Consider the following 26,373-nt stretch of genomic DNA (forward strand, 5'->3'; position numbering starts at 1 on the left):
GTCAAGCGGGTTTGTCAGGGAATCCGACAGGTACTTTAGCGCGCCGGTCCTCAGCCCGAAATACCGACGAAACCCGCGTTGAAGCCGATCTGTCTGCGCAGGTAGACGGCGGTGCGGGGGCTGCCGGCACGTACCGGCTCGATGAGCCCGGCGGCCTTGCGGGCCAGGACGGCCATCGCCTCGGTGACCTCGGCGCGGCTGACGCCGAGCGCCAGGACGTTCAGGTCTCCCCAGCTCATGTCCTTGCGGTACGAGGCCATGTCGCCGAGCAGGTGCAGGTAGCGCTGGACCTGCCTGCTGACCGCCCGCAGGTCCTCCAGGTGGGTTCTGGCCCAGTCGTCGGCGGTGTAGATCCAGTGCGAGACGTCGACGAAGCACGAGCCGCGGCTGTCGGCGTTGTCGAGAAAGCGCTCCAGCGTCAGAACGGTCCGCGTGTCCCGCCACACCCACGCCCTGCCCATGCCGGTCAGCGTCTCGGCGAGCTGGTCGCGCCAGATCCACCGCAGGTCGTCGAACTCCTTGACCGTGCCCAGCTCGTCGCGCAGGTCGGCCAGGAACCGGGTCACCGCCGAGCGGGGCACGGCGCCGTCGGCGACCGACAGGCATTCGCGGATCAGCCGGTCGACCTGCTCGCGGGTGGTCGCGGTGTGGTCCACGAGGCGGTCCACGGCCAGGACCCACAGGGCGGCCCGGTTGGCGACCTTCAGGCGCTCGGCGCTGGCCCAGGGGGCGCTGAAGGCCGTGGAGAGGGTCAGGGCGGTGTAGGACTCGGCGCCGAAGGCCGCCGCGGGGAACAGCCCGCTGTACATCTGGGCGCAGCGCCGCAGGTCCCTGCCGCATTCGGCGGCCAGCGCGCACGTCCTGCCGAGCTCGAACGCCTCGTCCAGCTCGTCGTCCGGCATCCTAGGGCCGCTCGATCAGCTCGCGGATCATGGGCGACCGTCCCCCAAACCCCGATATCCATCTGTCAGAGAATTGTTTCATGATCGCGCGCGTCCGATCAATGGCCCATCAGCCTGCCCCGATGGCTATGAACGACACGTCGTCGCCCCTGGCCCGGCAGAGCGCCTCGGCCAGGCCGAGCCCGCGGCGCAGGCCGTCGTGCAGGCCGAGCATGACCGGCACGGCGGTCTCGTCGTTCACGGGGACGACGCTGGCGACGATCCCGGCGGTGCCGAGGCGGAGCAGGGCGGTGGCCAGGCCCAGCAGCTCGTCGGCGCCGACGGCGGCCATCTGGCCGGAGTCGCAGCTGGACAGGACGAGGTGGTGGGGGGCGCGGCGCAGGCGTTCGAGGTCGTAGCCGGTCAGGGGGCCGTCGTCGAGGTGGAGCGAGGAGAACAGCGGGCTGTCGGCCCTGAACGTGCCGTGCGCGGCCAGGTGGGCGAGCAGGCTGCCGTCGATGGCCGCCAGCACCGCGGGCGCGGTGGCCCGCCCCGCCTCGAGGAGGGACGCGTCACGGTCGGCTTGGGCGTACAGGCGGGCGATCTCGCGTACCTCGCGGTCGGCGTGGGCGACTCCCGGGCCGCGTACGAGGACGATGCGGCCTCCGTCGGGGCGCGGCGTGGACCTGGCGCGCAGCCACGCCCCGGCGGAGGGCGCGACGGTGAAGGGCCGGCGGCGCAGCGACGGCAGCAGGCCCCAGGGAGTGGTGTGCAGCGTGCTGGGGGGAACCACGACCAGCGGCGCCTCCTCGCCGAGCAGGCCCGCGACCGGGCCGAGCACCGCCCGCTCCAGCCGGGCGCCCAGGTCGTGGAGCTCGCCCTGGTCGGGGTCGCGTTCGTAGGCGAGGCGGCGCAGCCTGGAGCGGGCGAACTCGACCTCCGCGACGGCCCGGTCCATGGGCCCGGCGGTGTGGCGGCGTACGGTGCCGTCGCCGCAGAGCAGGACGTGCAGCGTGCCGTCCACCGCGACCAGCTCGGCCAGCCGGCCCCCGCCGAGGGCGTCCAGGAGCCGCCCGGTCCGGTCGTCGTCGCGGTCGCGGCGCTCGCGCCCGCCGCGTAAACGCCCCTTGGTGTGCAGCGTGGCGGACCGTACGCGGGACTCCAGGCGGCTGCGGTCGCGCTCCAGGGCGGCGGCCGAGGCGGCGCCGTCCTGGCGGGCCTGGGCCAGCAGGTGCTCGGCCTGGCGCAGGGCGGCGAGCCGGGCCAGGAGCTCGCCGTCCTCGGGCGGGCTCACGGCGGGCACGGCGAGCGAGGTGGCCCGCCACCGCTCCGTCCAGGCCAGGAGCCGGCGGGGCCGCCCCTCGCGCAGCAGGTGCCGCTGGGCGAGCGTGACCAGCTCCGCACCCTGGGCGGTGGCCAGCGCGTGCAGTTCGGACGAGCCGAACGTGAGCCGGTGCTCCTCGATGAGCGCCAGCCCGGCCCGGCAGGCGTGCAGCAGGCGGCGCGGATCCCCGGCCGCCTCGGCCCTGAGCGCCTCGGCCAGCCAGCCGCCCGCCCGGGACGTGGCGGGTCCCCTGTGCCGGACGTCGGCGGCCCTGGCGAGGTGCCGCTCGGCCACTCCCGCTCTGCCCAGGGCGAGCGCGATCCGTCCCGCCAGCAGGTGGGCCTGCCACACCTCCGGCGACCCCAGCCCGGCCAGCCGCGCGGCCAGCCTCCGGGCCTCGCCCAGCGCGGTCCGCCGCGCCGGGACGTCCGGGGTGGCGTGCTCGGCCTGCAGGACGATCAGGCGGGCGTGCTCGGACCACCACGCGCGGTGCTGGCGGGCGAACAGCCTGCGGGCCTCCCCCGCCCGCTCCCCGGCGGTGGCCGGGTCGCCGCTCTGTAGGGCGGCTCGGGCGGCGATGAGCAGCAGCTCGGCGCGCCGGGTCGCCTGGCCGCGCAGCCGGGCCAGCAGCCGCAGCCCTCCGTCCGCGTGCTCCAGCGCGTCGCGGGCCAGCCCGGCGGCGAGCAGGACCGCGCACCGGTCGACGACCAGGTCGAACATCGGCGTGCCGAGCGAGCGGAAGCGCTGCTCGGCATCGTCCAGCAGGGCGAGCGCCGCGGGCAGGTCTCCCGTGCGGAACGCGGCCACCCCCCGGTTCTGCACGGCCACCGCCGAGTCGTGCTCCTGCCGGGTCGGGCCCAGCATGTCCTGCGCCGTGCGGAAGTCCGCGTCGGCGGGCCGGACGGCGCCGAGGGCGAGCTGGACGTGCCCGCGCAGGGTCAGCGCCCGCGCCGCCCACACCGTGTCGCGCGCCGCCAGCAGCGCGGGCACCGCGTCCCGCAGGTCGTCGAGGGCCTGACCGTGCCGGCCCAGGATCCACCGCGCGCCCGCGCGGCGGAACAGCACCCGCGCCCGCGTCGTGCCGTCCGCCCGCGTGGCGGCCTGGTCGAGCGCCGACAGGCCCGCCCGCGTACGCCCGGACTGCAGCAGCGCGATGCCCAGTGTGGCCAGCACGTCGGTCTCGCGGTCGGCCGAGCCGGAGCGCCGCGCCAGGCGCACGGCATGCCGCAGCTCCCCGATGGCCGCCTCGAGGTCGCCGAACTCACGGTGCAGGATCCCGAGCGCCTGCCTGGCGATCGAGGACTCGTACGGCCCGCTCCCGTCGGCCAGCAGCGCCCTGGCGGCCGCCAGGGCCTCCCGGGGTCTCGCGAAGACCATGGCCAGCAGGTCATGCGGATCTTCCCGGGACACGCCACGATCGTAGACCCCTGCTGTATCAGCAGGCCCGGTGATGCCTCATACATACGTACGCCAGGAAGAAAGAAGTGAGGATGACACCGTCGGACACCCGGTTCTGGGAGCAGTTGGAGATACTCAACGCGGCGCTGCCGGACGGCATGCGCGCGGTCGCCGGTCCCGAAGGGGCCACGCCCGGATCCGCGGTGCAGCCGCGGTTCGCCCACCTCGCCGGGCACGTCCTGGTGCGCGACGCCGACGCGGGCCGGGCCGCCGCGACCGTCCAGCGCCTGCAGCCGGGCCCCGACGCGGTCCGCGTGGCCGGGCCGAGGACCCTCGGCCGGACCTCCATGCGCCGGCTCTCCGTCGGCTCCAGGAACCTGCACAGGACCGTCGAGCAGCTGGCCCGCGAGGACATCGCGTCGAGCCTGGTCCACTTCGTCACCGTCGCGGGCGTCAACCTGTGCCCCGGCGACGAGCCGGTCCCGAGCGCCGGGCCGCTCAACCCGCCTCTGTCCGGCCGCGACCGGGGCGCGGGGGTGAGCGTCGCCGTCCTCGACACGGGCCTCGTCCACGACTACCTGGACCACCAGTGGCTGGCCGAGAGCTCGGGCCTCCCGAACATCCCCAAGGTGGACGGCGACGTCACCGCCCCGGGCGACGAGCTCGACCCCGACGGCCTGATCAAGCCGTACGTGGGCCACGGCACGTTCATCGCCGGCGTGCTGCGCTGCGTGGCGCCCGCCGCCGACGTGCGCGTCTACAACGCCTTCCCGTACGCGGGCGCCGCCCTGGAGGACGAGCTGGGCCAGACCCTGCTGCACATCCTGGACGAGCACGGCTGGCCGGACATCGTCTCCCTGTCGGCCGGCACCAGGACCGCCGACGCCGGCGCGCTGCTGGGCCTGGCCGACTTCGTGGACGAGCTGGCCGCCCACCCCGGCACGCTTCTGGTGGCCGCGGCGGGCAACGACGGAGAGACGCTGCCGTTCTGGCCGGCCGCGTTCGCCACGGAGCCGGTCAACGCCTCCGGCGACGTGGTGCTGTCGGTGGGCGCGCTGCGCGAGGACGGGCTCGGCCGGGCCTGCTTCAGCAACCACGGCGACTGGGTCACGGTGTACGCGCCGGGCGAGCGCCTGGTCAACGCCTTCACCACGGGCCCCTACCAGTACGGCTACCCGCACCGCACCACCTGCCGCTTCGCCGACCCGGCCCACTACCCCGGCTGCACCTGCGTGGCCACGCTGCAGGACGGCGACAAGGCCACCTTCTCCGGTCTGGCGGCCTGGAGCGGCACGTCGTTCGCCACGCCGATCGTGGCCGGGATGATCGCGGCCCGCATGTCGCAGGAGCAGGTGTCCTCGCGGGCGGCCGCGGCGCAGCTCCTCGCGGGGCGGCTGGCCGTACCGGATTTGAGCGGTTTTCTCCGATGATGGCGAGTTACCCGCCCGGCGGCGGTATGCGAAATATATTGGGCTTCCCGCCCAGATATAGGGAGCCGCCGCAGTGGACGACACCGCAACCCTGGTCGCGGCTGCCGCGGACGGCGACGCCGGGGCATGGAAGGAGCTCTACCAGCGCTACAGCGGGCTGGTGTGGGCCGTGGCGCGGGGCTATCTCGTGAACGACTCCGACGCCCAGGACGTGTGCCAGACGACGTGGTACCGCTTCGCCGAGCACCTGACCAGGCTCCGGGAGCCGGAGCGGGCCGGCTCCTGGCTGGCCAGCACCGCCAGGCACGAGGCGCTGCGGGTCCTGCGCACCAGCGGCAGGGCCCTGCCGGTCGGCGACCTGGAGCTGATGGGCCTCGACTCCGACGAGCGCTCGCCCGAGTTCCTGCTGCTGGAGGCCGAGGAGGCGGACGAGCAGGCCGAGCGCGAGCAGGAGCTGTGGAGCGCGTTCGAGGAGCTGCCGGAGCGCTGCAGGCGGCTGCTGCGCGTCCTCATCGCCGAGCCGCGGCCGAGCTACCAGGAGATCGCGGACGGGCTGGGCATGCCGGTCGGCAGCATCGGCCCCAACAGGGGGCGGTGCCTCAAGCGGCTGGCCGCCCTGATGAACCGGCGCGGTGTGAACGGCATCCGGGGGTGAACGGCGTGGACGACGCCATGGACGGCGCCATGGACGACCCTATGGACGGGGACATGGAGCTGGAGGAACGGCTGCGGGCGACGGCCGAGCGGCTCGATCCGGTCCCGGCCGGGCTGTTCGAGGAGGCGATGCTGGCCTACGCGCTCAGGTCGCTGGACGCGGAGCTGGCCGAGCTGACGTTCGACTCGTGGGAGGAGCTGTCGGCCACCCGGGTGCGCGGCGGGGGGCGGGCGCGGCTGCTGTCGTTCGCCGCCGGGGAGGTCGTCGTGGAGCTGGAGGTGACCGGCAGGCGGCTGGTCGGGCGGGTGTCAGGTGGTACGCCCGCCGAGATCGTGGTGCAGCGGCGGGACGGTGGCACGCCGGTGCGCGCGGACGAGCTGGGCCGGTTCACCACGGGCGAGCTCGCGCCCGGTCCGCTGCGGCTGCGGGTCAGCCCCGACCGCGGCGGCCCCGTGGTGACCACCTGGATCCTCATCTGACCGTCGTCAGGTCACCCAGCTTGGCGGCCAGCGCCACCCGGGATCCGATCCCGAGCTTGGTGTAGATCTTGCCGAGGTGGTACTCGACGGTCTTGACGCTGATGAGCAGCTCTCTGGCGATCTGCCGGTTCGTCAGCCCGCCGGCCACCAGCGTGGCGGTGCTGAGCTCCTGGGGCGTGAGCCCGAGCCGTACCGTCGCCGGCGGCTCCAGCCCGCACGCCTCCAGCTCCTGCGCGCAGCGGTCCACGAGCGGGCGTGCCCCCAGCCGCTGGAAGATCGCGCGGGCGGCGCCGAGCCGGTCGGCGGCCGCTCTGCGCCGGCACGTGCGGCGCAGCAGCCTGCCGAGGTCGAGCAGCACGCGCGCCTCCTCCAGCGGGCACACTCCCTCCACCAGCGCGAGCGCGCGGGCGAAGCGCTGCTCGGCCTCGTTTGGAACGTTCCTGGCGGCGAGCAGCAGACCCTCCAGCCTGAGCCGGGCGGCCTGCCCGGGCGGCCCCGCCGGGCCGCTCTCGCCGAACGCCGCCAGCCTCCGCTCCGCCTCCTCCAGCCGCCCGTCGGCCACCAGCGCCTCGATCCGCCCCGGCCGCGGGTCGGGCACGAACACGTCACCCGGCCCGTCCACCAGCCCATCCATCGGCCCGTCCATCGGCCCGGCGGGCTCGGCGCCGATGAGGGCCAGGGCCAGTTCCGCCTGCCGCTCCCCCATCGCGTGGCGCAGGCGGCGGGCGGTGGCGCGGGCGGCGCCGGCGTGCGCGAGCGCCCGCTCGTGCTCGCCGCGGGCCGCCAGCGGCGCCACGCACGCGACCTCCAGGCACGGCAGCAGCCACCGCTGCCCGAGCGCCCGCGCCTCGGCGAGCGCCTGTTCCGCGCGTGCGGCGGCCTCATCCCAGCGCGCGCTCCGGTGCTCGGCGACGGCCAGCAGCGCGGCGGCCAGCAGGCGGTGGTGCGGCAGCCCGGCCTTCGCCGCCGCGCCCACGACCCGCCTGAGCACCGCGCACGCCTGCTCGGGGGCACCCCGAGCCAGGTGGGCGAGCGCCGCCGTGAGACCGTCGGGCGGCGCGCCGGCGCCGGGTGCCCCTCCCAGCGCCAGCACGTCGTACGGCCTGGCGACCGCGCCCGCGATGGGCTGTCCGATCGCCAGGCCCGCCCAGCTCGCCGCCGCCTCCCGGTCTCCGTTGACCAGGTGCAGCCAGGCGAGCTGCTCGGCCACGTCGGCGGCGAACCCGGGCTCCCGGTGCCGCCACGCCTGCGCCAGCAGCTCGGCCGCCTCGTCGAAGCGTCCCGAGGCCAGCGCGAGCCGGCCCAGCACGTAGCGGCGGACCGGGCGCGGATCGGCGTTGCGGACGGCGGCGAGCTCGGCTGCGCGGACCACGTCGCCCCCGACGAGGACGTGTTCCAGCACGGCCGTGGACAGCTCGTCGCGGCGGGCGGCCGACTCGGTGAGCCCGGCGGCCAGGTCGAGGTGGGCGGCGGCCTCCTGCCACTGCCCGTGCTGTGCGGCCTTGGCGGCGAATCCGGCCAGTTCCTCGGCCAGCGTCTCGTCGGGTCCGCCGGCGGCCGCGGCCCGGTGGCGCAGGGCCGTACCGGTCTCCTCGGCCAGGCGGGCGGCGGCCAGGTGCAGCCGCGCCCGGACGCCCGCGCCGAGCCCGTCGTAGGCGGCCGCCCGCGCCAGCGGTTCGGCGAAGCCGACCAGGCGGCCGGGCAGCTCGCGCAGCAACCCGGCGCCGACGGCCTCCTCCAGCGCGTCCAGCGGCTCGTCCACGCCGCCCGCGACGGCCGCCGCCACGTGCAGCGGGCTGCTCTCGCCGAGGACGGCGCACGCGGCGACGAGCCCGCGGGCGGCGGGGGCGCAGGCGTGCAGTCGGCGGGCGAAGGAGCGCAGGTACGTGCCCGGGGCGGGCAGCCGGGTGCCCGGGTCGGCCAGGGCGTGGACGGGGAGGGCGGCCAGGAGCGCACGGGCGTGCAGCGGGTTGCCCAGCGTGTGGTCGCGCAGCCGCGCGGCGGCCCGTCCGAGCACCGGCGAGCCGGCCGGGCCCGCCGCGGCGCCGTCTGCGGTTTCATCCCCGCCAGGTTCCGGATCGGCCAGACCGATCAGGCCGGTCAGGTCGGCGGCGCTCAGGCCGTCCAGCGTGATGCGGAGCGTGTCGTCGCCGGTCAGGAGCCGCCGCAGCCCCTCCGGCAGCCACGGCCCGGCGACGTCGCGGCAGGCCAGCAGCACGAGCACGCGCCCGGCCCGCGTCCGCCGCAGCACGTAGGACAGGGCCCGTAACGAGGGGCCGTCCGCCCACTGCGCGTCGTCGATCAGCACCACCAGCGGACCCTGCGCCTGGAGCGCGTCGATCGCCTCGCAGACCGCCTGCCCGGCGGCGCACGGGTCCTGCCCCGCCCCCGTGGGCGCCCCCAGATACGCCGCCTCGTCCAGGAGCTGGCGCACGACGCCGAGTTCGAGCTCCCGTTCGCTCTCCTCGCCGCTGGCCGCCAGCACCCGCACGCCCCCGGGTGCGACGAGCCGGTGGATGAGCGCCGTCTTGCCGATCCCCTCGGGCCCCTCGACGACCACCCTCCTGGCGGATCCCCCGTCCGCCGCGCGCAGCTCCGCGCCCAGCAGGGCGAGCTCCGCTGTCCTGCCGACGAACATGCGCACTCCCTCCGCCGCCCTCGCATTCCCAGAGGGCGGGCGGCGGCCCCTGATACACCTCAGTGCCAGGCGCCGACCCGGGTCCAGGCGGCGGTGGCGTCGTCGTGCCGTTTCCCGCGCACGGGCCCCCGCTGCCTCTCCAGCTCCCTGACCGCCGCGATCACCGCCTCGGGCCCCTGCCCGTCCAGCGCCGCGACGAGGTCGCGCCAGCTCCACCCGTACCAGTCGACGAGCCGCGACACCCCGTCGGTGAGCGCGCCGACGCCGCGCGCGTCCGCCACGACGCCGCACAGCCCCTGCCGGGCCGCCTCCGGGCGGCTGCCCGCCACCCAGAACCCACCGGGCGCGTTGCGCATCCGCCGCACCAGCTCCACCGTGTACGGCCGCCCGCCCGGCAGGCCCTCGACCCGGTCGTCGCTCACCGCCCGGACACCGCCGCCCGCCAGCGAGAAGACGACGGACGTATCGCCCAGCACGAGATATTCGACCCCGCTCCGGCCGGTCCGCACCAAGGCCACCGTCGAGGACGGCGAGTCGGGGTTGTCCAGGTCGCAGGTGCCGGAGTGGGCGGCCATCGTCGTCTCGATGGCCGCCTCCAGGATCTCCGCCAGCGGCGAGCAGGGATCGGCGTCCAGCCCGGTCGCCAGCGCGTCCCCGAGCCGCCCCACCAGCCACGGCACGTCGTGCGCGCACCCGCTGACGACCCCGGGCGCGGCCGTGGCCCCGTCGAGCACGACGATCCACGACGGCCCCGCGATCACCAGGTCCTCGTTGCGCCGCCCGGACCCGGGCCTGCTGGCGCAGGCGACCTCCGCGAACACGACCTCCTACACGATGACGAGGTCGCGCGGGGTGTTGTTGAGACGCTCGGCGCCCGTGTCGGTGCAGACCACGATGTCCTCGATCCGCGCCCCGTGGCGGCCGGGCAGGTAGATCCCGGGCTCCACGGAGAAGGCGAAGCCGGGCTCCATCGGCTCGCCGTTCCCGGAGACGATGTACGGCTCCTCGTGCGTCTCGATCCCGATGCCGTGGCCGGTGCGGTGGATGAAGTACTCGCCGTAGCCCGCCTCGGCGATGATGTCGCGGGCGGCCGCGTCGATCGACTCGCACGAGACGCCCGGCCGCACCGCCGCGCAGGCCGCGTCCTGCGCCCGCTGCAGCACCTCGTAGTACGCGGCGAACTCCGCGGGCGGCTCCCCGACGCTGTACGTGCGCGTCGAGTCGGAGCAGTAGCCGTTGTGCAGCTGCCCGCCGATGTCCACCACGACCGGCTCCCCGGCCTGGATCACCCGGTCGGAGACGTCGTGGTGGGGGCTGGCGCCGTTGGGCCCGGAGGCGACGATGACGAAGTCGACGGTCGCGTGGCCCGTCGCCAGGATCGCCTCGGCGATGTCCCGGCCCACCTCGCGCTCCGTGCGCCCGGCACGCAGGAACTCCGGCACCCGCCGGTGCACCGCGTCGATCGCCTCCCCCGCCTCGCGCAGCGCCGCCACCTCCGCGGCCGACTTGCGCATGCGCAGCTCCCGCAGCACGGTCCCGGCCAGCACCTGCTCCGCGCCCGGCAGCACCTCGCGGAAGCGCAGCGACGACATGGCCCACATCCGGTCGGCCAGGCCCACCTTCTCGACCTGCCCGAGCCGCGCCGCCGCGATGGCGTACGGGTCGTCGGTCTCGTCCCACGCCACGAACTCCAGCCCCAGCCGCGAGGCGGGCGACGCCTGCGCCGCGGGCAGCTCCAGACGGGGCACCATCATGTACGGCTCGCCGGAGGCGGGCACCACGAGACACGTCAGCCGCTCCAGCGGCTTGGCCTCGTAGCCGCTCACGTAGCGCAAGTCGGGGCCGGGCGTCAGCAAAAGGGCGTCGAGACCGGCCTTGGCGGTGGCCTCCTGGACGGCGGTGAGACGGGACACGGGATACAGATCTGAGGACGTCACAGCCCATAATCTACTCGGACCGCGCCACCTAAAATCCGCGAAAAGCTCTCACAACACGGCAAGCCCCCGCTACACTCCGTTCAAGATTGATCACGTAGTGTGGGGTCAATTGTCCATCTTTGAAAGTGGGACCATGGTCGACGTCGCAGGCGCGGCCGAGCCGCTCGGTCACAAGAGCAACAAAGGCCACACTGACCACCCCGGCCACGAGAACGACGCCGAGATGCTCGCCGCACGGCTGGCGCACGCCCAGCGGCTCGGCAACATGGGCTGGGCTGAATGGCACATGCACAGCGGCGAGACGATCTGGTCCGACCAGGTCTACCTGATCTTCGGCCGCAACCCGGCCGACGGCCCGATCGCCCTGCCCGACCTGGCCAAACACGTCGAGCAGGCGGACATGGGCACGCTCGACCGGCTCCTGTGGTCGGCCGTGGAGAGCGTCGAGCCGGTCCAGGCCGAGTTCCGCATCCGCCGCCGCGGCGAGCTTCGCGACCTGCGCGTCGTCCTCGAACCCCTCATGGCCCCCGGCGGCCCCATCGGCCTGCACGGCGTCATCCAGGACATCACCGGCCGCCGCCGCGCCGAGCGCCTGATGTCGGAGTCGCGCCGCCAGCTCCTCGAGGCCCGCGAGCAGGCCGCCGAGGAACGCCACGTCATGCTCGCCCTGCGCGAGGCCATCCTCCCCGAGCACCCCGGCTGCCTCGCCCTGCCGCACACCACCATCGCGGTCCGGTACGTGCCCGCCGAGAAGACCGCGAGCCTCGGCGGCGACTGGTTCGAGGCCGCGCCCGCGCCGGACGGCCGGCTGCTGCTGGCCATCGGCGACGTCTCCGGCCACGGCCTGCCCGCCATCGCCCACATGGCCCAGCTCCGCCACGCCCTCGTCGGCCTGGCCATGACCGGCCAGCCCGCCCACCGGCTGCTCACCTGGCTGAACGACCTCGTCCTGCACCAGCTCAAGGAGACCACCGCCACGGCGATCATCGGCCATCTGGACCCGGAGACCCGGGTGTTCGCCTGGGGCCAGGCGGGCAACCTGGCGCCCATCCTCGTGCGTGACGGGGTTGCCAGGCAGCTCGGCCAGCCCCGCGGCGTGCTGCTCGGCGCCGCCTCGGGCCGCCCGTACGAGCTGGCCACCACCCGGCTGCTGCCCGGGGACCTGCTGCTGCTGTTCACCGACGGGCTGGTCGAGCGGCGCACCCGCGACATCGACGTCGGCCTCGACCTGGTGCTGGCCGCCGCCCGCGACGTGCCAGCCCGCGACCTGGACTCCGGGCTCGACCACCTCCTGGCCGACATCGGCGGCCCGAACCCCGAGGACGACGCCTGCCTGCTGGCGGTCTCCATACCGGCACAAAGCGCGGAACCGCTCGTCAAGGGTGCGACCATAGACCCGTGCTGATGCTTCTCGACACCCCGTCGCTCTACTTCCGCGCCTTCTTCGGCGTGCCGGAGTCGATCAAGGGTCCGGACGGCTCTCCGGTCAACGCCGTGCGCGGACTCATCGACATGATCGCCACCCTTGTCCGCCAGCACTCCCCCACCGAGCTCGCGGCCACGATGGACGCCGACTGGCGGCCCGCCTTCCGCGTCCAGGCGATCCCGACGTACAAGGCGCACCGCGTCGCCCACGGCAACACCGAGGAGGTCCCCGAGGCGCTCGTCCCGCAGATCGCCGTCATCCAGGACGTGCTCGACGCGCTCGGCATCGCCCGCCTGGAGTCGCCCGGCTACGAGGCCGACGACGTCATCGGCACCCTCACCCACCGGGCCCCGGGCGCCGTCGACATCGTGACCGGCGACCGCGACCTGTTCCAGCTCGTCGACGACGCCCGCCCCGTACGCGTCCTCTACACCGCCCGCGGCATCCGCAACCTGCAGATCGTGGACGAGGCGTTCGTCACCGCCAAGTACGGCATCCCCGGGCGCGCCTACGCCGACTTCGCGACCCTGCGCGGCGACCCCAGCGACGGCCTGCCCGGCGTGGCCGGCGTCGGCGAGAAGACCGCCGCGGCCCTCATCACCCGCTTCGGTTCGCTCGACGCCCTGCTCCAGGCCCTCGACGCGGGCGTCACCGACGGCTTCCCCGCGGGCGCCCGCACCAAGCTGGGCGCCGCCCGCGACTACCTGAGCGCCGCCCCCGCCGTCGTCGAGGTGGCCTCGGACGCCCCGCTGCCCGGCACCGACCTCACCCTTCCGGCCAAGCCGCGCGACCCCGAGGCCCTCGTGGCCCTCGCCGACCGCCACGGCCTCGACGGCCCGCTCAACCGCCTGCTCGACGTGCTGAGCCGCTAACCCTCCAGGTACGAACGGACGGCCTCTTGCGCGGCCTCGCGCAGGCGGGCGTGCACGAGGACGTTCTCCTCGCGGTCGGTGCGGACCTCGACCACGCGCGGCCCCTCGCCGCGCAGCGCCTTGGACAGGTCGGAGATGTCCTCCACCAGCGTGTACGGCGTCCGCGTGGCCGCCGCCACGTACGCGAGGTCCACCCCGTGCGGCGTGCCGAACACGCGCTCGAACGGGTCGCGCACAGCCGCCTGGGGCAGCAGCGAGAAGATCCCGCCCCCGTCGTTGTTGACGACCACGAAACACAGGTCGGGCCGGGGCTCGCGGGGGCCGAGGATCAACCCGTTCTGGTCGTGCAGGAACGACAGGTCGCCGATCAGCGCGTAGGAGGGGCCGTTGTGCGCCAGCGCCGCCCCCATCGCCGCGGACACCACGCCGTCGATGCCGGAGGCGCCCCTGCTGGCCATCAGCCTGATGCCGCGCCGGGGCCGCATCGCCTGGTCCAGGTCGCGGATCGGCATCGAGGAGCCGCAGAACAGCAGCGCGCCGTTGGGCAGCGAGTCCACCAGGTCCCTGGCCAGGCGCGGCTCGCTCGTGCCCGACGCGTCCAGCACCGCGTCCGTGGCCGACCTGACCGCCGCGTCCGCCTGCCGCCAGGCGTGCAGCCACGAGTCGTCGCCGGCCGCCACCGGGATCTCCACGGCCTGCGCCACCTGCGTGGCCGAGCGGGTCGGGTCGGGCCAGCGGCCCAGGTCGGGCGCCACCACGATGTGCTCCCCGGCCCGCTTCAGCCACGACAGCAGCGGCCTCGACAGCCCCGGCCGCCCCAGCGTCACGATCACGTCGGGCCGGTGGGTGTCCGCGAACTCCGGCGTGCCCAGCAGGTAGTGGTAGGTGGAGATCGCGTGGTCGCCGTAGCGGCCGCCGCCGTTGGGCTCCGACAGCACCGGCCAGCCGGCCATGCCCGCCGCCGCCACGTAGCGGCGCACGTTGGCCGCGCCGTCGCCGACCACCAGCACGCCGCGCCTGGTCGGCGCGATGTGCAGGGCGACGGGCGGGGGCGCGACCCTGGCCCGCACCCACGGGCCGTTGGCGCCGCCGTCGAGCGGCTCGGACCAGGAGGTGTCGCCGTCGGGGATCAGCGGCTCCCTGAAGGCCAGGTTGAGGTGCACGGGCCCCGGGTCGGACGGGCCCGACGCGCGCTGGTAGGCGCGGCAGGCCAGCGAGCGCCAGTAGGCCACCTGGCCGGGACGGTCCTCCGGCACCCCCACCTCGGCGAACCAGCGGGTCGCCGATCCGAACAGCTTGATCTGGTCGATCGTCTGGTTGGCGCCCGTGCCGCGCAGCTCGGGCGGCCGGTCGGCGGTCAGCAGCAGCAGCGGCACGCCCGACTCGCTCGCCTCGATCACCGCGGGGTGGAAGTTCGCCACGGCTGTGCCGGACGAGCAGATCAGCGCCACCGGCCGCTCGCCGCGCTTGGCCAGCCCCAGCGCCAGGTACGACGCCGACCGCTCGTCGATGCGCACGTGCAGGCGCACCCGCGACTCGGCGTGCAGCGCCAGCGCCAGCGGGGCGGAGCGCGAGCCGGGGGCCAGCACCACGTCGGTGAGGCCGCAGCGCACCAGCTCGTCGACCAGGACCGTGGCCAGTGCGGTAGCGGGGTTCAAAGTGACGCCTCCTGCATCCGGCGAAGCCACTGGGGAGATTCAATCTCAAAAGCCGACAAATGCTGAAAATCCACCGAGGGACGCCGTACCGTCAGAGAGCCCTCCACCGGCACCAGGGAGTCGTCCACCACGTCGCCCGCCAGCAACGCCATCGTGCCCAGCCCGCACGCGTACGGCAACGCCGGCAGCGCCGCCGCCAGCGCCAGCCCCGCGGCCAGCCCGACGGACGTCTCCACGGCGCTGGAGACCACGGCGGGCAGCCCGCACGCCTCCACGACCTTGAGCGCCTCGCGCACCCCGCCGAGCGGCTGCACCTTGACCACCGCGATGTCGGCCGCCTCCGCCGCCCGCACCCGCAGCGGATCCTCCGCCCTGCGGATGGACTCGTCGGCCGCGATCGGCACGTCGCAGGCCCGCCGCACCGCCGCCAGCTCCTCCAGCGTGGCGCACGGCTGCTCCGCGTATTCCAGGTCGAACCGGTCGAGGCGCTTCAGCCGCCGAACCGCCTCGGCCACGTCCCACGCGCCGTTGGCGTCGATCCGCAGCCGGCCGCCCGGCCCGAGCGCGTCGCGTACGGCCTCCACCCTGGCCACGTCGTCGTCGAAGGTCTGGCCCCGCTCGGCCACCTTGACCTTGGCCGTGCCGCAGCCCGAGCGCCGGACGATGTCATGGGCCTGCTCGGGCCCCACGGCGGGGACGGTCGCGTTGACGGGGACGCTGTCGCGTACCGGCTCCGGCCATCCCTCGAAGGCCGCCTCGCGGGCGCACGCCAGCCAGCGGGCGCACTCGCGCGGGCCGTACTCCGGGAACGGGGAGAACTCCCCCCAGCCGGCGGGACCGTGCAGCAGCACGCCTTCCCTGACGGTCTGCCCACGGAACCGAGTGCGCATGGGGATGCGGAAGACCACGGGAGAACGCGTCACGACCCTCCCTGCGCCTCTGTCCGACCTGTCGCCACTAACCTTACGAGCATGTGGAGGAACCCGTCGCATCCGGACCGTCCGCTGCATGCCATTGTGCAGCCTCCGGGACCCGCCCTGTACGCGGCGATCCGCGACGCCCTGAGCGGCGAGGGCCCGGCGGTGCTCCCTCTGGCCCCGGGCCAGTCCGAGGCCGCCCTGGCCGCGCTGCGCCCCACGCACGTCGACGGCGCGCTCCGGAGCGGCGGCGAGGGCGTCCCCTCCGGCGTGGCGGTCGTGATCGCCACCAGCGGCAGCACCGGCGCGCCCAAGGGCGTGATGCTCTCGGCCACCGCCCTGCGCGCCTCGGCCGCCGCCTCGCTGCGCCGCGTGGCGGCCTCCAAGGGCGAGCGCTGGCTGTGCTGCCTGCCCGTCGCCCACATCGCGGGCCTCCAGGTCCTGGTACGCGCCCTGCTGTCGGAGAGCGAGCCGATCATCCACGCCCGGTTCGACCCGCACGAGGTGCTCGCCTCGGGGGCCGACCACGTCTCCCTCGTCCCCACCCAGTTGCACCGGCTGGTCGAGCTGGGGGCGGACCTGTCGGGGTTCCGCACGATCCTCCTCGGCGGCGCCGCGCCCCGGCCGGGGCTGCTGGAGCAGGCCCGGGGCCTCGGCGCCCGGATCGTGACGACGTACGGGATGAGCGAGACGTGCGGCGGCTGCGTCTACGACGGCCTGCCCCTGCACAACGTCGATGTCAAGATCGGCGAGGACGGGCTGATCAGGATCGCCGGCGCCGTACTGTTCTCCGGCTACCGCTTCGGCGACTCCGACCCGTTCGACGGCGACTGGTTCCGCACCTCCGACCTGGGCGAACTGACCGGCGGCCGGCTGCGCGTGCTGGGCCGGGCCGACGACGTGATCAACACCGGCGGCGAGAAGGTGGTGGCCGGCGCCGTGGCCGCGGTGCTCGGCACCCATCCGGAGGTGGCCGACGTGGCCGTGATCGGCACGCCCGATGCGGAGTGGGGCGAACTGGTCACCGCCATCGTGGTGCCCGCCAATCCCGACACGCCACTCACGCTTCCTCAATTGAGGGCGTTCTGCCGCGATAGGCTTCCCCCTCACGCCGCCCCGCGCAGCCTGCGCCTGGTGCCCCAGCTCCCGCTGCTGCCGAACGGGAAGACCGACTTCGTCCGGCTCCGGGCAGGAACCTGATGAGTTGCGGCTGCGTCTTAGTTGGGGAGAGGGAGGGAGCCTTCATGGATCAGACCCGCAAGATGTGGGCATCCGCGGCAGTCGTCGGCGTCATCGTCGTCGGAGGCGCCTCAGTCGCGGCGGCCGCCTCGGCGGGCAAGCTCGACCAGGTCGCCAAGGAGACCCGAGCCGTGGTGGAGAAGGTACCGCCGACATCGTCGCCGACGCCCACGACCAGCGACGATGGCATCGTGGTCTCTCACGATGTCAACCCGGACCCCGACGCGGTCGTCGACTACTGGACGGACCAGCGCCTGCAGGACGCTCAGCCGATGCCCATGCCCGAGGTATCGGCCGGGGAGATCAAGATCCGGGAATAGGACCCAGGGGAGGGGCGGTTCGTCCATTGGGCGATCCGCCCCTTTTTCGTCCCACCGGGAACAAATGACAGCGATTGGCGTTATTGATACTGGTGCGCCGTGCGGACAGAAGCCGCCCCACCACAACCTGCCTGATCGCTTCGACTCCGTACGGAGGAGGTGTCCTCATGCCCAGAACCGCCGTAGCGACCCCATCTGCGACTCTCGACCAACTCATTGAACGAGGGCGAGCCCAGGGTCACCTTTCTCTCGCGGAGCTGCGTGACGCGTTCGCGGAGGCCGGTATCAGCCCCTCTGAAGGCCGCACGATCCTGCGCGAGCTCTCGGAGAGCGGTGTGAGCCTGGCCGCCGAGAACGAGCCGTCTCTCAGCAAGACCGCCCCGAAGAAGACCTCCAGGAAGCCCGCGCGTGCAAAGACTACCGGCCGCAAGGCGCCGGAGGCAAAAACCGCCCCGCCGAGAAACGGCACGGCCAAGAACGCCACAGAGGCCGCTGCCAAGGCCGTGACCCGGTCCGAGCCCAAGCCGGAGCACGAGGAGGACGTGCCGGAGGACCTCGAGCTCAGCGCCGAGGACGCCGAGATCGAGAACGAGCAGATCGACCTGGACGACACCCAGTCGGCCATGGGCGACTCCGTGCACACCTACCTCAAGTCCATCGGCCGCCGCACGCTGCTCACGGCGGCGCAGGAGGTCGAGCTGGCCCGGCGGATCGAGGCGGGCCTGTACGCCGAGTACAAGCTGGAGACCGAGCCCGACCTGCCCGTCTCCGCCCAGGAGGACCTCCACCTGGTGATCGAGGACGGCAAGCGGGCCAAGGACCACATGCTGGAGGCCAACCTCCGGCTCGTGGTGTCGGTGGCCAAGAAGTACACCGACCGCGGCATGTCCCTGCTGGACGTGGTCCAGGAGGGCAACCTGGGGCTGATCAGGGCCGTGGAGAAGTTCGACTACACCAAGGGGTTCAAGTTCTCCACGTACGCCATGTGGTGGATCAGGCAGGCCATCCAGCGCGGTTTCGCCGACTCGGCCCGTACGATCCGGCTGCCCGTGCACGTGCTGGAGATGCTGTCCAAGCTGTCGCGCATCGAGCGTGACATGCACCAGCGCCTGGGGCGCGAGCCCACGCCCGAGGAGCTGGCCGTCGAGCTGGACAAGACGCCCGACCAGATCGAGGAGCTGCTGCGCACCAGCCGCCAGCCGATCTCGCTCAACGCCACGATCGGCGAGGACGGGGAGACCACGATCGGCGACCTCATCGAGGACGTGGACTCGCCCGAGGCTTCGGAGATCGTCGACCGGCAGCTGCTGGGCGACCAGCTGCGCGGCGTCCTCAACAACCTCTCGCCCCGGGAGTCGAAGATCATGGCGCTCCGCTTCGGTCTCGTGGACGGCAAGCCGCACACGCTGGACGAGATCGGCAAGCACCTGGGGCTGACCCGGGAGCGGATCCGTCAGCTGGAGAAGGAGTCGCTGTCCAAGCTGCGCCACCCCAGCAACACCCGCCCGCTGCTGGACTGGGCGAGCTGAAAACCCGAAGCCCCGGCACAACGAGGGAGGCTGTGCCGGGGCTTCTTCATGCCCTTGGAACCCGCGGGACCGGGCTCGCGGGAGGTCAGAGGGTCGCGGGCACCGGGCGCGGCACGCGCGGGATCCCCCACATCCGGTTGTCCTCGCGCAGCGTGCGCAGCCGGTCGACCTCGGCCGTCCACATCGACCCGGTGGGCGTCGCCTTGGCCTTGCGGCGCGCGATCCGGTCGTCGTAGGCCTTCACCCCGAACGTGGCCCGCTGCCCCGCCTCGGCGGCGCGCAGGGCGTCGGTGAGCGCCCGATCGAAGGCCCGCCCGGCTGCCATCAGCTCGATCTCGTCCGCCGCCGCGGCCCGAAGCTCACGCAGCGTCTCCTCGGCCTCCCGGGCCCTGTCGAGCAACTCGGGGAACCCCTTGGAGATCTCCTGGTCCGCGTGGTAGCGAACCTCGGCCTCCCGGCTCACCCGCGGACGGAAAAACGCCATCGACCCTGCCCTTTCACACAGCCGGTACTCGTTCAACCGCCAAGGGTACGCCGTCGTGCGACACAGCGGGAAATCGACCCGGCGCGAGCGGCTTTACGAAGTAAGATGATCTCCATGCCCGCCAAGAGACCGCCCGTCCCGCTCTCCCGCGAGCGCATCATCGAGGCCGCACTCCACATCGCCGACAGCCAGGGCCTGCGCCGGCTCACCATGCGCCGTCTGGGCGACGCCCTGCAGGTGGAGGCCATGGCCATCTACCACCACCTGCCCAGGGGCAAGGAGGCGCTGATGGACGCCCTGGCCGAGCACGTCACCGCGGTCCGCGTCGAGCAGGCGGCCACCTGGCAGGAGACCGCCAAGGCCTGGTGCCGGGCGGGGCGGGAGCTGCTGCGCGAGCATCCGGGCGTGCTCGCGCTGGCCCTGACCAAGCCCCCTAAGGGCGCCACGGCCCTCGCCATCAGGGAGCAGACGGAGCAGCTCGCCGACGGCGGCCTGCCCGACGCCGCGGAGGCCGTACGCGCGCTGAGAGCCTTCGTGTTCGGGAGCGTGGCCGTCGAGGTGCAGCAGTCAGGCTGGGCCGATCCTGAAGTTGACGAATGGGTCAGGCGGGACGAAAGAGCCGATATCGACTTCGAGCGCGGACTCGACGCTCTGCTCAAGGGATTGCAAACGTAGTGCGCGTGTCGCGCTTGGCCCGTTATCCTGCATACGGCACGCTGTGTCGAAGGTCACACGAACGGGGATCCCTTCTGTAACAGTCCTCATGGACTATGTCCGGGAGTGTGACATCCGTCGCACACTTGCCAGAACAATTACCCGAGCCGGCTCCCGACCCTCCAAACGGGAGCATCCCACGAGATATCGGAGGCACGCCGATGTGCCCGCACGACCCGGCCTGTCCGGATGCCGAGGCGCCCGACCGCGAGAAGGCACGCACTCTCGCCTGCCACCCCGAGCAGGGGTGGAGCCTGCTCTGCAACGGTGTCGTCCTGTTCGAGGACACCGGGGAGCTGCTTCCCAGCGGCGCCGCCATCGCGCCACACCGACCCGTGGTCGGCGCTGCGTGAGCTAGGCGTAGTGGACCATCCACTCCGCCACGACCTCGCCCACTCGGGCGGGGTCCTTCTTGAGGTCGTGTCCCTCCCCCGGCAGCACCACCAGGCGTGCCGCGTCAGCGGCGTCCGGCACGCCGAACGGATCCCGGTCCCCGTTGACCACCAGCACGTCCACTCCGGCGCCACGTAGCTCGTCGGCCCTGGAGCGTTCCGGCTTCCCCGGCGGGTGCAGCGGAAAGGCCAGCGCCACCACGGCCGCCGCGCCGACCGCCCCGGCCGTACGGCAGGCGACCCGCGCCCCGTTGCTCCGCCCTCCCTGCACGAGCGGCAGCCCCGGCCAGAGCGCGCGCACCTCCTTGAGGACGATCTCCCACGCCTCGTCCTGCTTGATCGCCGACCCCGGCGCCCGCGCCCCCGCCACCCTGAACGCCTGCGTCACCCTGGCCACGACCGCCCCGGCCTCGAGCGCGGCGTCCCGTACGGCGAGCAGGTCGGGAGCGTCCACTCCCCCGGCCGAACCGTGGGTGAGCACCAGCAGCAGCCGCGGGTCCGCCACCTCGTCCACCTGGACGAGCGCGGGCCCTCGCGGGGTCATGACCTCCATGCCAGCACCGTACCTGGGGAGGATGGCGCCTTAGCCCTCAGGTCGGATGACGGCGTGGCGGCGGCGGTGGATGATTGCTGTCATGCCAGATAAGCGCCCCATCCGGGATGATCTCCAGGCCACCCTGGACGCCCGCCGGGACCTCGGTCCCGAGTACGAAGCCGCGCTCGTCGAATCGTTCGTGGAGCGGCTCGACGCCACGATCTCCGCCCGCGTACGGGCCGAGCTGGACCATCACGGCGCCACGCCGCACCGGCAGAAGAGCAATCCCGGCGCGGCGATGATCCCGATCGCGCTGGGCTCGATGGGCATCGGCATCCCCTTGACGGCCATCGCGGCCGGCAACGCGGGGCTGGTGGGATTGACGATCACGTGGATCGCGATCGTGGTCATCAACGTGGCCTCGGCCGCGGCCATCATGCGCCGCAACTGACCTTCCGCACATACGCGGCGGACACACGGCGGAGGCCCACGGGAGCGCCCCCGCCCCTTCCGCTGCCCGCCTCGCCCTCAGGGGTCGCCGAGGGTTCGCCAGGTGGGCGCGTCAAGCGGACACGCGTCAGCGAGTACTGCAGGCGTGCGCGCCAGACGGACGGGGGTCAGGCGGGCGCGTCAGACGGGCGGGCGTCAGACGGGCGGGCGTCAGGCGTCTCGGTGGTAGCGGAGGCGGACTTCGGCGGCGAGGGTCTCGTCCTCGTGCTCCAGCCCGTACGACCACACTCGCCCCGCGTCGTCGGCGCGCCCCCGCAGCGGCAGGGTCCGGGCCAGGAGCTCGATGGCCAGGGCGCTGGTCTGCGGGTCCGCCCCGTACTCGACCGTCTCCGCGAACTCCGCGCAGGCCAGCTCCAGATGCGCGATCCCGAGCTGGACCCGCAGCCCCGGCACCTCATCGGCCGGGGCGTCCTCCAGCGCGTCCAGGAGCACGTCGGCCGCCGCCCCCGGCTCCCCGTACTCCAGCAGCAGGTAGGCCAGCTCCTGGGCCGCCCGCGCGCCGACGCCCGGGTCGCCGCTCTCCATGGCGGCCCGCAGCTCCTTCTCGGCCTCCTCCGGGTCGCCCGCGGTCGTCGCCAGCCGGGCCAGCGCGAGGTGGGCCAGCGGCACGTACGCGGCCGTGCCGACCCCCAGGACGGCCTGCCAGGCGGCCCTGGCCTGCTCGGCGCGCCCCTCCCGTTCGAACCCCTGCGCCAGGTGGCAGGCGGCCTGAGCGGCGTACTCGGGGTGGCCGGTGGCCAGCGCGGTCCTGGCGGCGACCCGGGCGGCCTCCACGTCGCCGCGCTCCTCCAGCACCACGGCGAGCCCCACCGCGGCCTGGGCCCGGTCCGGGCCGTGGGGGTCGGCGACCAGCTCGGCGAGGATGGCGGCGGCGCCGTCGAGATCACCGCGTTCGGCCAGGCGGCGGGCGGCGTCGAGAGGCGGGGTCTCCAGCTCTGAGAACGTCAAGAGAGCTCCTTCTGGCGACGGTCGCACCGAGCCTAACGATTTCTGGCGATCATGTCTGCTCAGTTGACGCGGAAGGACTGACCGGCTTCGGACCCCGGCGCAGCAGCACCGCGAACGAGTCCCCTGCCGCCGCCACGGACGCCCGCCTGGAGGGCGCGGGCGCCGTGGTGGGGCCGCCAGGCTCCTAGTCCTCGTACGCCTCCAGCGGCGGGCAGGAGCACACCAGGTTCCGGTCCCCGTACGCCTGGTCGATCCGGCGCACCGGCACCCAGTACTTCCCGTCCCGCAGCGACGGCAGCGGATAGGCGGCCTCGCTGCGCGTGTACGGGTGGGTCCACTCGTCGGCGCTGACCGACTCGGCCGTGTGGGGCGCGTTCCGCAGCGGGTTGTCCACGGAGTCGTAGGCCCCCGACGCCACCTTGTCGATCTCGCCGCGGATGGCGATCAGCGCGTCCACGAACCGGTCGAGCTCCCCGAGGTCCTCGCTCTCGGTCGGCTCGATCATCAGCGTCCCCGCCACGGGGAACGACATGGTCGGCGCGTGGAAGCCGTAGTCGATGAGCCGCTTGGCCACGTCGTCCACGGTGACCCCGGTCTCCTTGGTGATCTGCCGCAGGTCGACGATGCACTCGTGGGCCACCAACCCGCCGCGTCCCGTGTAGAGCACGGGGTAGTGCGGGGCGAGCCGCCTGGCCAGGTAGTTGGCCGACAGGATGGCCTGCTCGGTGGCAGCCGTGAGCCCCTCTGAGCCCATCATCCTGATGTAGGCCCACGAGATCGGCAGGATCCCGGCCGAGCCGTACGGGGCCGCCGAGACGGGACCCACCGGCGTGCCGTTGTGCAGCGGGTGGCCGGGCAGGAAGGCCGCCAGGTGGCCGCGGACCGCGACGGGGCCGACACCGGGGCCGCCGCCGCCGTGCGGGATGCAGAACGTCTTGTGCAGGTTGAGGTGGGACACGTCTGCGCCGAACTCGCCCGGCTTGGCCAGCCCGACCAGCGCGTTGAGGTTGGCTCCGTCCACGTAGACCTGGCCGCCGGCCTCGTGCACCTTGGCGCACACCTCGGTGATCGTCTCCTCGTACACCCCGTGCGTCGAGGGGTACGTCACCATGATCGCGGCCAGCGCGTCACGGTGCTTGGCGATCTTGGCGTCGAGGTCGGCCAGGTCCACGTTGCCGTCGGAGTCGCAGGCCACGACCACGACCCGCATGCCCGCCATGACCGCGCTGGCGGCGTTGGTGCCGTGGGCGGAGGACGGGATGAGGCAGACGTCGCGCTCGCCGTGGCCGTTGGCGCGGTGGTAGGCGCGGATGGCCAGCAGCCCGGCGAACTCGCCCTGCGAGCCGGCGTTCGGCTGGATGGAGACGCGGTCGTAGCCGGTCACCTCGGCCAGCCAGTCCTCCAGCGTGCCGATCAGCTCGCGGTAGCCCTCGGCCTGGTCGTCCGGCGCGTACGGGTGGATCGCGGCGAACTCGGGCCAGGTGATCGGCTCCATCTCGGTGGTCGCGTTCAGCTTCATGGTGCAGGAGCCGAGCGGGATCATGGAGCGGTCGAGCGCGATGTCCTTGTCCTGCAGCTTGCGCAGGTAGCGCAGCATGGCGGTCTCGGAGCGGTGGCTGTGGAAGACCGGGTGGCTGAGGTAGCCGGACTCGCGCGCCAGCGAGGCGGGCAGCGCGTCCGCGTCGAGGGCGAGCACGTCGCCGCGCTCGACGCCGAAGGCGGCCCACACCTTGGCGACCTCGGCGGCGCCGGTCTTCTCGTCGCAGGAGATCGACACGTGGTCGTCGTCGACCCGCCAGAGGTTCACGCCCTGCTCGACGGCGGCGGCGACCACTTCGGCGGCCCGGCCGGGCACGCGTACGAGCACGGTGTCGAAGAACTCGCCGTGCACGACCTCCAGGCCCGCCTGGCGCAGCCCGCCGGCCAGGGCCGCGGCGTGCCGGTGCACCCGGTGGGCGATCCGGCGCAGCCCCTCGGGGCCGTGGTAGACGGCGTACATGCTCGCGATGACGGCGAGCAGGACCTGCGCGGTGCAGATGTTGCTGGTGGCCTTCTCGCGGCGGATGTGCTGCTCGCGGGTCTGCAGGGCCAGCCGGTACGCGGGGTCGCCGTCGGCGTCCACCGACACGCCCACCAGGCGGCCGGGGAGCTGGCGCTGCAGGCCCTCGCGTACGGACATGTAGGCCGCGTGCGGCCCGCCGAACCCGAACGGCACCCCGAACCGCTGCGAGGACCCGATCGCGATGTCGGCTCCCAGCTCGCCGGGCGCGGCCACGAGGGTGAGGGCCAGCAGGTCGGCGGCGGCCACGACGAGCGCGCCCGCCTCGTGCGCGGCGGCGGCCACGGCGCGGAAGTCGCGCAGCCGCCCGGACGCGCCCGGGTACTGGACGAGCACGCCGAAGCACTCGGGCAGCTCGCCCTCGAGGGTGTGCTCCACCAGCGTGATGCCCAGGGGCTCGGCCCTGGTGGCGAGCACGGCCTTGGTCTGCGGCAGCGCGTCGGCGTCCACCACGAACACGCTGCTCTTGGACTTGCCCGAGCGGCGGGCCAGGGTCATCGCCTCGGCGGCGGCCGTGCTCTCGTCGAGGAGGGAGGCGCCCGCGACGGGCAGGCCCGTCAGGTCGGAGACGACGGTCTGGAAGTTCAGCAGCGCCTCGAGGCGGCCCTGCGAGATCTCCGGCTGGTACGGGGTGTAGGCGGTGTACCAGCCCGGGTTCTCCAGCAGGTTGCGCCGGATGACGGCGGGCGTGATCGTGTCGTGGTAACCCAGGCCGATCATGGAGGTGAGCACGCGGTTGCGCCCGGCCAGGGCGCGCAGCTCGGCGATGGCCTCGGCCTCGCCGACGGCGGCGGGCAGCTGGAGCCGGTCCTTGGCCCTGATGGCCTCGGGGACGGCCACGGCCACCAGATCCGCCACGGACTCGAAGCCCACGGCCTCGAGCATGCGCTGCTGCTCGGCCGCGGAGGGGCCGATGTGCCTGGACGAGAAGGGCGGAGCTGACAGGTCGGTCATGGACAGTGCCTCCTGAGGCTATGGAGACCGGCGCCGTGGCGCGGGCGAGTGCCGGATCTCCCCCTCTGTCAGCGCGGCGACGCCGCGACCTGAGAGCTTCACCCCGGGACTGGGGCTTGCACCGTCGGTGAGGCGCGCCTGGCGGGTGCGCCTGCTTTCCAGAGTTGCCTCACCCGAGCGGTACAGGGTGCCTGAGAGATTCCGGGGAGGGTTGCTCCTTCGGCGCCCTGAGACCCGGGGGTCTCAAGGACTCTCCCGCACGGGGTCGTCAGCCTTGCTGTCCTAGATTACAACCCTCCGCGTTACGCATGAATTTCCCCGGTAACGCGTTATGTGCGGATTGCCCGGTGGGCCGCGTCCTGCGGCCCACGGCAGGAGGGGGTGTGCTAGCTGAGGCGCCGCGCGCGGCGACGGCGGGCGAGCTCGTCAGCGGGGTGGTCGGCCGGGACGGTGTCCTCGACCGCCGCTCGTTCCCCCGGCAGCTCCGCGAGGGAGCCCTCGACCTCTCGCCAGACCCGGCCGAGCGCGATGCCGAACACGCCCTGACCGCCCTGGAGCAGGTCTATCACCTCGTCGGCCGAGGTGCACTCGTAGACGCTGACGCCGTCGCTCATGAGCGTGATCTGCGCGAGGTCGGCGACCCCGCGGTCACGCAGGTGCTGCACGGCCGTGCGGATCTGCTGCAGCGACACCCCGGTGTCGAGCAGCCGCTTGACGACCTTGAGCACCAGGATGTCGCGGAAGCTGTAGAGCCGCTGGGAGCCCGAGCCCTGCGCGGCTCTTATCGTGGGCTCCACGAGGCCTGTGCGCGCCCAGTAGTCGAGCTGCCTGTAGGTGATGCCGGCCGCCGCGCAGGCCGTCGGCCCGCGGTATCCGATGTCCGCCGGCAGCGTCGCCGGCTGTTCGTCGAAGAGCAGGCCCTGCTCCCCGGCACGCTGCCGCGCGCTCTCGCGCCGAACCGGATCTTCCTGGCCGGCCGTCTTTCCCTCGCCGCTGCTGACCGCCACGCGGACCTCCGGCTTTCTCTCATCCCGTGGCCTGATCTGGGGGTTCGTAAAGGGCGACCACGGGTTT

General features: G+C 73.6%; 23 protein-coding genes and 1 riboswitch. Of the genes, 11 read left to right on the forward strand and 12 right to left on the reverse strand.

All coding sequences use genetic code 11. The features are described from left to right. Window positions 1–50 precede the first annotated feature (50 nt). Both ACIBI9_RS30810 and ACIBI9_RS30815 read right to left on the reverse strand, forming a co-directional pair. Window positions 51–902: a terpene synthase family protein gene (locus ACIBI9_RS30810; RefSeq protein ID WP_397226888.1), complete on the reverse strand. Its 852-nt coding sequence runs from the start codon at window positions 900–902 to the stop codon at window positions 51–53. A 109-nt stretch (window positions 903–1,011) separates the two neighbouring features. Next, entirely contained in the window at window positions 1,012–3,615 is a 2,604-nt protein-coding gene (locus ACIBI9_RS30815) for a CHAT domain-containing protein (RefSeq protein WP_397226890.1), read from the reverse strand. 80 nt (window positions 3,616–3,695) lie between these two features. Between ACIBI9_RS30815 and ACIBI9_RS30820 the strand changes: the two genes are divergently transcribed. The 3 genes from ACIBI9_RS30820 to ACIBI9_RS30830 all read left to right on the forward strand — a co-directional run bounded on the left by ACIBI9_RS30820 (window position 3,696) and on the right by ACIBI9_RS30830 (window position 6,167). Next, window positions 3,696–5,033 carry a S8/S53 family peptidase gene (locus ACIBI9_RS30820; RefSeq protein ID WP_397226892.1) on the forward strand — a complete coding sequence of 446 codons (1,338 nt, stop codon included), beginning with the start codon at window positions 3,696–3,698 and terminating at the stop codon, window positions 5,031–5,033. 73 nt (window positions 5,034–5,106) lie between these two features. Then, complete coding sequence (locus ACIBI9_RS30825; protein ID WP_397226894.1) at window positions 5,107–5,688, forward strand: RNA polymerase sigma factor; 582 nt, start codon at window positions 5,107–5,109, stop codon at window positions 5,686–5,688. Between the two features lie 5 nt (window positions 5,689–5,693). Further along, complete coding sequence (locus ACIBI9_RS30830; RefSeq protein WP_397226896.1) at window positions 5,694–6,167, forward strand: hypothetical protein; 474 nt, start codon at window positions 5,694–5,696, stop codon at window positions 6,165–6,167. Here the strand turns inward: ACIBI9_RS30830 and ACIBI9_RS30835 are convergent. From ACIBI9_RS30835 to ACIBI9_RS30845, 3 genes are read right to left on the reverse strand one after another with little or no spacing between them, the layout of a single operon-like run. Beyond that, window positions 6,160–8,805 (reverse strand): AAA family ATPase, encoded by a 2,646-nt coding sequence (locus tag ACIBI9_RS30835; RefSeq protein ID WP_397226898.1) that lies wholly within the window; start codon window positions 8,803–8,805, stop codon window positions 6,160–6,162. The genes ACIBI9_RS30830 and ACIBI9_RS30835 overlap by 8 nt on opposite strands. A gap of 59 nt (window positions 8,806–8,864) precedes the next feature. Next, the gene (locus ACIBI9_RS30840; RefSeq protein ID WP_397226900.1) at window positions 8,865–9,626 is read right to left on the reverse strand and encodes a protein phosphatase 2C domain-containing protein; all 762 of its coding nucleotides are present in this window, start codon (window positions 9,624–9,626) and stop codon (window positions 8,865–8,867) included. 6 nt (window positions 9,627–9,632) lie between these two features. After that, window positions 9,633–10,742, reverse strand: coding sequence for a M24 family metallopeptidase (locus ACIBI9_RS30845; RefSeq protein ID WP_397226902.1), 1,110 nt, complete (start codon window positions 10,740–10,742; stop codon window positions 9,633–9,635). A gap of 133 nt (window positions 10,743–10,875) precedes the next feature. On the opposite strand from ACIBI9_RS30845, the gene ACIBI9_RS30850 reads away from it, so the two are divergent. Both ACIBI9_RS30850 and ACIBI9_RS30855 read left to right on the forward strand, forming a co-directional pair. Next, the gene (locus tag ACIBI9_RS30850) at window positions 10,876–12,147 is read left to right on the forward strand and encodes a PP2C family protein-serine/threonine phosphatase (RefSeq protein ID WP_397226904.1); all 1,272 of its coding nucleotides are present in this window, start codon (window positions 10,876–10,878) and stop codon (window positions 12,145–12,147) included. Then, window positions 12,147–13,040 (forward strand): 5'-3' exonuclease H3TH domain-containing protein, encoded by an 894-nt coding sequence (locus ACIBI9_RS30855; RefSeq protein ID WP_397227315.1) that lies wholly within the window; start codon window positions 12,147–12,149, stop codon window positions 13,038–13,040. The genes ACIBI9_RS30850 and ACIBI9_RS30855 overlap by 1 nt, the downstream gene beginning before the upstream one ends. Here the strand turns inward: ACIBI9_RS30855 and menD are convergent. Further along, window positions 13,037–14,698, reverse strand: coding sequence for a 2-succinyl-5-enolpyruvyl-6-hydroxy-3-cyclohexene-1-carboxylic-acid synthase (gene menD, locus ACIBI9_RS30860; RefSeq protein ID WP_397226906.1), 1,662 nt, complete (start codon window positions 14,696–14,698; stop codon window positions 13,037–13,039). The two genes, ACIBI9_RS30855 and menD, sit on opposite strands and share 4 nt — an antisense overlap. Continuing rightward, window positions 14,695–15,588 (reverse strand): o-succinylbenzoate synthase, encoded by an 894-nt coding sequence (locus ACIBI9_RS30865; protein WP_397227317.1) that lies wholly within the window; start codon window positions 15,586–15,588, stop codon window positions 14,695–14,697. The genes menD and ACIBI9_RS30865 overlap by 4 nt, the downstream gene beginning before the upstream one ends. 81 nt (window positions 15,589–15,669) lie before the next feature. On the opposite strand from ACIBI9_RS30865, the gene ACIBI9_RS30870 reads away from it, so the two are divergent. The 3 genes from ACIBI9_RS30870 to ACIBI9_RS30880 all read left to right on the forward strand — a co-directional run bounded on the left by ACIBI9_RS30870 (window position 15,670) and on the right by ACIBI9_RS30880 (window position 18,703). Further along, window positions 15,670–16,815 carry an AMP-binding protein gene (locus ACIBI9_RS30870; RefSeq protein ID WP_397226908.1) on the forward strand — a complete coding sequence of 382 codons (1,146 nt, stop codon included), beginning with the start codon at window positions 15,670–15,672 and terminating at the stop codon, window positions 16,813–16,815. Window positions 16,816–16,859: 44 nt separating this feature from the next. Beyond that, window positions 16,860–17,174 carry a hypothetical protein gene (locus ACIBI9_RS30875; protein ID WP_397226910.1) on the forward strand — a complete coding sequence of 105 codons (315 nt, stop codon included), beginning with the start codon at window positions 16,860–16,862 and terminating at the stop codon, window positions 17,172–17,174. A gap of 167 nt (window positions 17,175–17,341) precedes the next feature. Then, entirely contained in the window at window positions 17,342–18,703 is a 1,362-nt protein-coding gene (locus ACIBI9_RS30880; protein WP_397226912.1) for an RNA polymerase sigma factor, read from the forward strand. An 85-nt stretch (window positions 18,704–18,788) separates the two neighbouring features. Here ACIBI9_RS30880 and ACIBI9_RS30885 read toward each other — a convergent pair whose 3' ends face one another. Further along, a complete protein-coding gene (locus tag ACIBI9_RS30885; RefSeq protein WP_397226914.1) occupies window positions 18,789–19,187 on the reverse strand; it encodes a hypothetical protein in 399 nt (132 codons plus the stop codon). Between the two features lie 114 nt (window positions 19,188–19,301). On the opposite strand from ACIBI9_RS30885, the gene ACIBI9_RS30890 reads away from it, so the two are divergent. Beyond that, window positions 19,302–19,862 (forward strand): TetR/AcrR family transcriptional regulator C-terminal domain-containing protein, encoded by a 561-nt coding sequence (locus tag ACIBI9_RS30890; RefSeq protein ID WP_397226916.1) that lies wholly within the window; start codon window positions 19,302–19,304, stop codon window positions 19,860–19,862. Between the two features lie 200 nt (window positions 19,863–20,062). Then, window positions 20,063–20,254 carry a DUF5999 family protein gene (locus tag ACIBI9_RS30895; protein WP_185074362.1) on the forward strand — a complete coding sequence of 64 codons (192 nt, stop codon included), beginning with the start codon at window positions 20,063–20,065 and terminating at the stop codon, window positions 20,252–20,254. Window position 20,255: 1 nt separating this feature from the next. Here the strand turns inward: ACIBI9_RS30895 and ACIBI9_RS30900 are convergent, their stop codons facing one another. After that, on the reverse strand, window positions 20,256–20,846 hold the full coding sequence (locus ACIBI9_RS30900) for an alpha/beta family hydrolase (RefSeq protein ID WP_397226918.1): 591 nt from the start codon (window positions 20,844–20,846) through the stop codon (window positions 20,256–20,258). Window positions 20,847–20,928: 82 nt separating this feature from the next. On the opposite strand from ACIBI9_RS30900, the gene ACIBI9_RS30905 reads away from it, so the two are divergent. Continuing rightward, entirely contained in the window at window positions 20,929–21,279 is a 351-nt protein-coding gene (locus ACIBI9_RS30905; protein WP_397226920.1) for a hypothetical protein, read from the forward strand. Between the two features lie 209 nt (window positions 21,280–21,488). Here ACIBI9_RS30905 and ACIBI9_RS30910 read toward each other — a convergent pair whose 3' ends face one another. From ACIBI9_RS30910 to ACIBI9_RS30920, 3 genes are all read right to left on the reverse strand, one after another. Beyond that, the gene (locus ACIBI9_RS30910) at window positions 21,489–22,286 is read right to left on the reverse strand and encodes a tetratricopeptide repeat protein (protein ID WP_397226922.1); all 798 of its coding nucleotides are present in this window, start codon (window positions 22,284–22,286) and stop codon (window positions 21,489–21,491) included. Window positions 22,287–22,470: 184 nt separating this feature from the next. Then, window positions 22,471–25,299: an aminomethyl-transferring glycine dehydrogenase gene (gene gcvP, locus ACIBI9_RS30915; RefSeq protein ID WP_397226924.1), complete on the reverse strand. Its 2,829-nt coding sequence runs from the start codon at window positions 25,297–25,299 to the stop codon at window positions 22,471–22,473. Window positions 25,300–25,467: 168 nt separating this feature from the next. Then, window positions 25,468–25,567: riboswitch (glycine riboswitch) on the reverse strand. A 118-nt stretch (window positions 25,568–25,685) separates the two neighbouring features. Continuing rightward, the gene (locus ACIBI9_RS30920) at window positions 25,686–26,306 is read right to left on the reverse strand and encodes a MerR family transcriptional regulator (RefSeq protein ID WP_397226926.1); all 621 of its coding nucleotides are present in this window, start codon (window positions 26,304–26,306) and stop codon (window positions 25,686–25,688) included. Window positions 26,307–26,373 lie beyond the last annotated feature (67 nt).

The organism is Nonomuraea sp. NPDC050451 (assembly GCF_044458585.1).

Excerpts from the sequence above, each read along its gene's own strand:
- ACIBI9_RS30810 (WP_397226888.1), bottom strand. The coding sequence starts at position 902 with ATGCCGGACGACGAGCTGGACGAGGCGTTCGAGCTCGGCAGGACGTGC.
- ACIBI9_RS30820 (WP_397226892.1), top strand. The coding sequence starts at position 3,696 with ATGACACCGTCGGACACCCGGTTCTGGGAGCAGTTGGAGATACTCAAC.
- ACIBI9_RS30835 (WP_397226898.1), bottom strand. The coding sequence starts at position 8,805 with ATGTTCGTCGGCAGGACAGCGGAGCTCGCCCTGCTGGGCGCGGAGCTG.
- ACIBI9_RS30850 (WP_397226904.1), top strand. The coding sequence starts at position 10,876 with ATGGTCGACGTCGCAGGCGCGGCCGAGCCGCTCGGTCACAAGAGCAAC.
- ACIBI9_RS30855 (WP_397227315.1), top strand. The coding sequence starts at position 12,147 with ATGCTTCTCGACACCCCGTCGCTCTACTTCCGCGCCTTCTTCGGCGTG.
- ACIBI9_RS30865 (WP_397227317.1), bottom strand. The coding sequence starts at position 15,588 with ATGCGCACTCGGTTCCGTGGGCAGACCGTCAGGGAAGGCGTGCTGCTG.
- ACIBI9_RS30870 (WP_397226908.1), top strand. The coding sequence starts at position 15,670 with ATGTGGAGGAACCCGTCGCATCCGGACCGTCCGCTGCATGCCATTGTG.
- ACIBI9_RS30875 (WP_397226910.1), top strand. The coding sequence starts at position 16,860 with ATGGATCAGACCCGCAAGATGTGGGCATCCGCGGCAGTCGTCGGCGTC.
- ACIBI9_RS30880 (WP_397226912.1), top strand. The coding sequence starts at position 17,342 with ATGCCCAGAACCGCCGTAGCGACCCCATCTGCGACTCTCGACCAACTC.
- ACIBI9_RS30885 (WP_397226914.1), bottom strand. The coding sequence starts at position 19,187 with ATGGCGTTTTTCCGTCCGCGGGTGAGCCGGGAGGCCGAGGTTCGCTAC.
- ACIBI9_RS30890 (WP_397226916.1), top strand. The coding sequence starts at position 19,302 with ATGCCCGCCAAGAGACCGCCCGTCCCGCTCTCCCGCGAGCGCATCATC.
- ACIBI9_RS30895 (WP_185074362.1), top strand. The coding sequence starts at position 20,063 with ATGTGCCCGCACGACCCGGCCTGTCCGGATGCCGAGGCGCCCGACCGC.
- ACIBI9_RS30900 (WP_397226918.1), bottom strand. The coding sequence starts at position 20,846 with ATGGAGGTCATGACCCCGCGAGGGCCCGCGCTCGTCCAGGTGGACGAG.
- ACIBI9_RS30905 (WP_397226920.1), top strand. The coding sequence starts at position 20,929 with ATGCCAGATAAGCGCCCCATCCGGGATGATCTCCAGGCCACCCTGGAC.
- gcvP (WP_397226924.1), bottom strand. The coding sequence starts at position 25,299 with ATGACCGACCTGTCAGCTCCGCCCTTCTCGTCCAGGCACATCGGCCCC.